The organism is Candidatus Enterococcus wittei, assembly GCF_002140175.1.
Classification (GTDB): domain Bacteria; phylum Bacillota; class Bacilli; order Lactobacillales; family Enterococcaceae; genus Enterococcus_B; species Enterococcus_B wittei.
In genome coordinates this window covers 274,826-279,648 of sequence record NZ_NGMO01000004.1, presented here as the reverse complement: position 1 = coordinate 279,648, position 4,823 = coordinate 274,826, and the positions used below count along the sequence as shown (strand labels likewise).

Genomic DNA, 4,823 nt, shown 5'->3' with positions numbered 1-4,823 from the left:
CTTATTACTAGAATCATTTACTATATGCTTTTGAGAAATGAAGTCTATCACGAATAAGAACCACTGCTCTTTGAAATTTTTAGATTCTTAATTTTTATGGAGGAGGGTAGTTTTTTTTTGCTTTTTTTCTAGTTGTTTCGTACATAGGTGCGGTGAAGCTTTCGTATAAAATGATATTGCTGGAGAAAAATCTTGTTCTTAAATGAACAGAAATATCGTCTTTCTGTTCATTAATAAGAACCAACATCAAAAAGTATAAATCCATTTTTTGTGATTTCCGTTTTCTATCATATCATTCAATCTGTTGTTTTCTCTTTTATTAGAAACAAATCAGATATGGATCTAGCTTCGGACATTGTAATTCAAATACCGGAAGAGTAGAATAAAGTTATACAGATCAGGAAGGATGATTAGATGGAAGCTATTAAACCAGATATCACAAAAAAATTTGAAGAGCAATTTCAGGCGAATAAGAAACAACAAGCCTTACAAAAAGCCGTTGTAAAAAATGGCATCAATGCTTCAGCAGAAAACGTAGCGGCTCATGTAAAAAATACGCCAGTTTTTTCTATTGATTTGGCAACAGGTAAAGTATCAAATCAGAAACAGTCTGGACGCTGTTGGATGTTTGCTGCATTGAACACATTCCGACATAAATTATTGAATCAATTTCAGTTGAAAGAGTTTGAATTATCACAAAATTATACTTTTTTCTGGGATAAATACGAAAAAGCTAATTATTTTTATGAAAATATCATTACGACAGGGGAAGAAGCGTTAGATAGTCGTAAAGTAGCATTTTTGTTGGCCACACCTCAACAAGATGGGGGCCAGTGGGATATGATCGTCTCCTTGTTCCAAAAATACGGTGTTGTTCCTAAATCAGTAATGCCAGAGAGTGCAAATAGTTCCAATTCACGTGATTTGAATAACTATTTAAATAAACAATTACGTAAAGATGCAATTAAATTACGTCAGCTATTGGCAGAAGGTAAGACGACTGAAGAGATTCAAACAGAAAAAGAAAAGATGTTGGCAGGAATTTATCAATTCTTAGCGATTTCCTTGGGAACACCTCCAACTGAATTTGATTTTGAGTACCGCGATGAGAAGAAAAATTATCATATTGATCAAAAATTAACACCACAACAGTTTTATGATAAGTATATTGGTGTAAATTTGGATGATTATATCAGTATTATTAATGCACCGACAGCAGATAAACCATATGACCGTTCATATACAGTAGAAATGTTGGGTAATGTAGTGGGTGGCAAAGAAGTGAAATATTTGAACGTGGATATGCCAACATTGAAAAAATTGGCGATCGCACAATTAGAACAAGGTGAATCAGTTTGGTTTGGTTGTGATGTTGGTCAATCTTCTACAAGAGATAGTGGGATCATGGCTACAGATGTTTATGACATGGAAGGACTATTCGATATTGATTTTTCTATGACAAAAGCGCAACGTTTGGATTATGGTGAAAGCTTGATGACTCATGCAATGGTTTTAACTGGTGTGGATTTGATTGATGGAAAATCGACAAAATGGAAAGTTGAAAATAGCTGGGGAGAAAAAGTCGGAGATCAAGGTTTCTTTGTTATGAGTGATGAATGGATGGATGAATATACGTATCAAATCGTTGTAAGAAAAGACTTATTGACGGATGAACAATTAGCTGCTTTCAATGAAGAACCCGTTTTGCTTGCTCCTTGGGACCCAATGGGCGCTTTGGCGTGATTATTTCATATTGTTGTTTATTTACCTTGGTAACATCAAAGAATTAAAAAATAGAGAAGAGGTTTGGGGATGAACACCCAAATCTCTTTTTGGTATTAGAGAATGTCAAGATAGGTAGATCACCGTCTTTTAAGAGTAGCTGTGTTATAATTTTGACATATTGAGAGATAGAAAGTGTTAGTAATCAGGGAATTCAGCGGGTTTTAGATTTGCCAAAGGAGTTAGGGGGAAAAACAATGAATGTGCAAGTAGTATTAGAAGAACTTCGTTTGGATGGTAAAGTTATCCCAGTGACGGGAGGAGACGTGAATCAAAATTATCGAATCGAAGAGCATCAAAAATCTTATTTTTTAAAAGTCCATCCACATGTGTCAAAACATTTTTTTGAAGCAGAAGTTGATGGATTAAAAGAACTTGCACCATATGTTCGCGTACCGGAAACATATATGTTAGGCGAAATGGACGAAGGGGCTTATCTCTTAATGGAATGGATCGAACCAGGAGAAGGAGACCCCAAAGTATTTGCGGATGCATTGGCTAAAATCCATCATGCTACAGCACCTCAGTTTGGCTATCGAAAAAATAATTATCTTGGTAGTTTACCTCAGATAAACACCTTTGAAGAAAACTGGTGGACCTTTTTCTTTAAAAATCGTTTGGAAAGCCAAATTGATCTCGCACAAAAAAATAACCGTTGGAATAAGCGGCGCCAAGAGACCTATCTTAGGTTTAAAGAACAGGTTTTAGAACATATCGAGCAAGTGAAATTTGCACCTAGTCTCTTGCATGGGGACCTATGGAGTGGTAATGTGTTCTTTGACCGACAAGGTGTGCCTGTTTTCATTGATCCGGCAGTTTCCTATGGTCACCGAGAACAAGATATCGCAATGAGCCAATTATTTGGCGGATTTCGACCAGAATTTTTAGAAGCTTATCAAGAAATATGGCCTTTAGAAAATGATTGGGAAGCAAGATTACCAATCTATCAGCTATATTACTTATTAGCGCATTTAAATATGTTCGGCGAAAGTTATGGTACGCAAATTGACCGAATACTAGAGAACAGATAATTGGAGGTTTTTATTTGGCAAAAAAATATACAAAAAAACATGAAGTGTCTTATTATGAATGTGATGTCAATCAAACAATGACATTTCCTTCCATGTTAGGAGTGGTCATTAAGACATCTGAAGAACAAAGTGATGTATTGGGACGGGGGAGTGATTTTGTAAATAGTTTTGGTTTGACTTGGGTCATCACCAATTATTCTATGGAGATTGCTCGCTTACCACGAGTTGGCGAGCAGATTACTGTGACCACACAAGCAATGGAGTATAATAAATTCTTTTGTTATCGGAATTTCTGGATCCATGATGAAGAAGGACACGAGTTAGTGAAAATCGAATCTGTCTTTGTATTGATGGATTTTGTCAATCGAAAGATGAGTAGTGTGAATGAAGAAATTATTGCACCATTTGAAAGTAACAAAATTAAAAAAATCAAACGACAAGAAAAAATCGAAAAAATTGAATCAGGCTTGATGTTGCCTTATCGTGTGCGTTTTTACGATATCGATAGTAATCAACACGTGAATAATGCGATGTATTTCAATTGGATCATTGATGTTTTAGGTTATGACTTCTTAACTACCTATACACCTGAAAAAGTATTGATTCGGTTTGATAAAGAAGTAGAGTATGGGAATGAAATCGAAAGCCATTATGAACAAGTCACCCGAGATGAAGGTGTCTTAACAAGGCATGAAATCAAAATGCAAGGACAGTTATACTGCGAAGCAAATATTTCATGGAAAGTTAGTAAACAAGTAAAATAAACAATCCGAATGATGTGAAATCAATTTTCTAAAAATACCAAAATAGGTATAGAAACAGATTTCACATCATTCGGATCATTTTTATTGGGTCATAAATTGTCTCAGGGATTCTTCGGTTAAACCACCATTGAGTGCGATCAGTAATTTTAAGCGAGCTTTTTGGCTATTGATGCTATTACAGAAAATGATCCCCATCTCAGCGAGTTCTTTGCCGCCTCCTTCATAATCATAGACAGGCTCGGCAATGCCATTGAAACAACGAGAGACAAGAACTACTGGGATTTTTTGGACCAATAATTTTTTGAGTGCGGCTAAAGCTTGGGGAGGCAGGTTCCCAGCACCTAAAGCTTCGATGACTAAGCCGTCTACTTTTGTATGAGCAAGGGCTTCAAGAAGGTCACCTTGCATTCCGGCATAGGCTTTGGCGATAGGAATCGTTCCTTCAACGGAATCAATAGCTAGTCGTTGTGTTTCAAGTAATTCCTGCATAAACAAAATCCGATTTTTTGTGATCAAACCAATTGGTCCCAATGTAGGAGTACGGAAGGTGGCAACATTTGTAGTATGTGTTTTTGTGACATATTGAGCGGAATGGATTTCATCATTCATCACGACTAATACCCCTTTGCCAATGGCTTCTTGACAGCTTGCTACTCGAATAGCACTTTCAAAATTATACAGGCCATCACTTCCTAGTTCGTTACTAGAACGCATGGCACCTGTTAAGACAATTGGCAATTTATCGCCAATCGTTGAATCTAAAAAGAAAGCTGTCTCTTCTAGCGTATCTGTACCATGAGTGATGACAACACCGGCGATTCCAGAATGATAGGCTTCTATGATTCTTTTTTTTAATTGTAACATATGCTGTGGCATGATATGGGGAGATGGTAAGTTGAAGATGTCTTCAATCACTAGATCGACCTCTGCTGGAATCTTGATTTCTGCATCTAATAAAGGATTAGCAACATCTGGACTGATGCCTCCTGTTAAAGTGTTTTCTTTCATAGCGATAGTGCCGCCTGTGTGTAAAATAAGAATTTTTTTCATATTAAGACTTCCTTACAAATAATTTTGCATAGACTTTCTAGCTTATTGTATACTATATAAAAGAGTTTTGCTATGAGGGAGCTTAGTGGAATATTGAGACAATAAAAAACAAAGTCTTAAGGGGTGTGTGCATGATCAGGATCGGTTTAACTTCATTTAAAGAACATGAATATTTAACTGGAAAAAAGAATAATAC

The 4,823-nt window shown here is 36.1% G+C and carries 4 protein-coding genes; 3 read left to right on the top strand and 1 reads right to left on the bottom strand.

Annotation, left to right across the window (positions count from 1 at the left end; translation table 11 throughout):
• Positions 1–414 precede the first annotated feature (414 nt).
• The 3 genes from A5844_RS12430 to A5844_RS12420 all read left to right on the top strand — a co-directional run bounded on the left by A5844_RS12430 (position 415) and on the right by A5844_RS12420 (position 3,577).
• Positions 415–1,743 (top strand): C1 family peptidase, encoded by a 1,329-nt coding sequence (locus A5844_RS12430; RefSeq protein WP_086285496.1) that lies wholly within the window; start codon positions 415–417, stop codon positions 1,741–1,743.
• 236 nt (positions 1,744–1,979) lie between these two features.
• Positions 1,980–2,813, top strand: a complete 834-nt coding sequence (locus tag A5844_RS12425; RefSeq protein ID WP_086285495.1) for a fructosamine kinase family protein — start codon at positions 1,980–1,982, stop codon at positions 2,811–2,813.
• 14 nt (positions 2,814–2,827) lie between these two features.
• On the top strand, positions 2,828–3,577 hold the full coding sequence (locus tag A5844_RS12420; protein ID WP_086285494.1) for an acyl-ACP thioesterase domain-containing protein: 750 nt from the start codon (positions 2,828–2,830) through the stop codon (positions 3,575–3,577).
• Between the two features lie 81 nt (positions 3,578–3,658).
• Here the strand turns inward: A5844_RS12420 and A5844_RS12415 are convergent, their stop codons facing one another.
• Positions 3,659–4,627: an asparaginase gene (locus A5844_RS12415; protein ID WP_086285493.1), complete on the bottom strand. Its 969-nt coding sequence runs from the start codon at positions 4,625–4,627 to the stop codon at positions 3,659–3,661.
• Positions 4,628–4,823 lie beyond the last annotated feature (196 nt).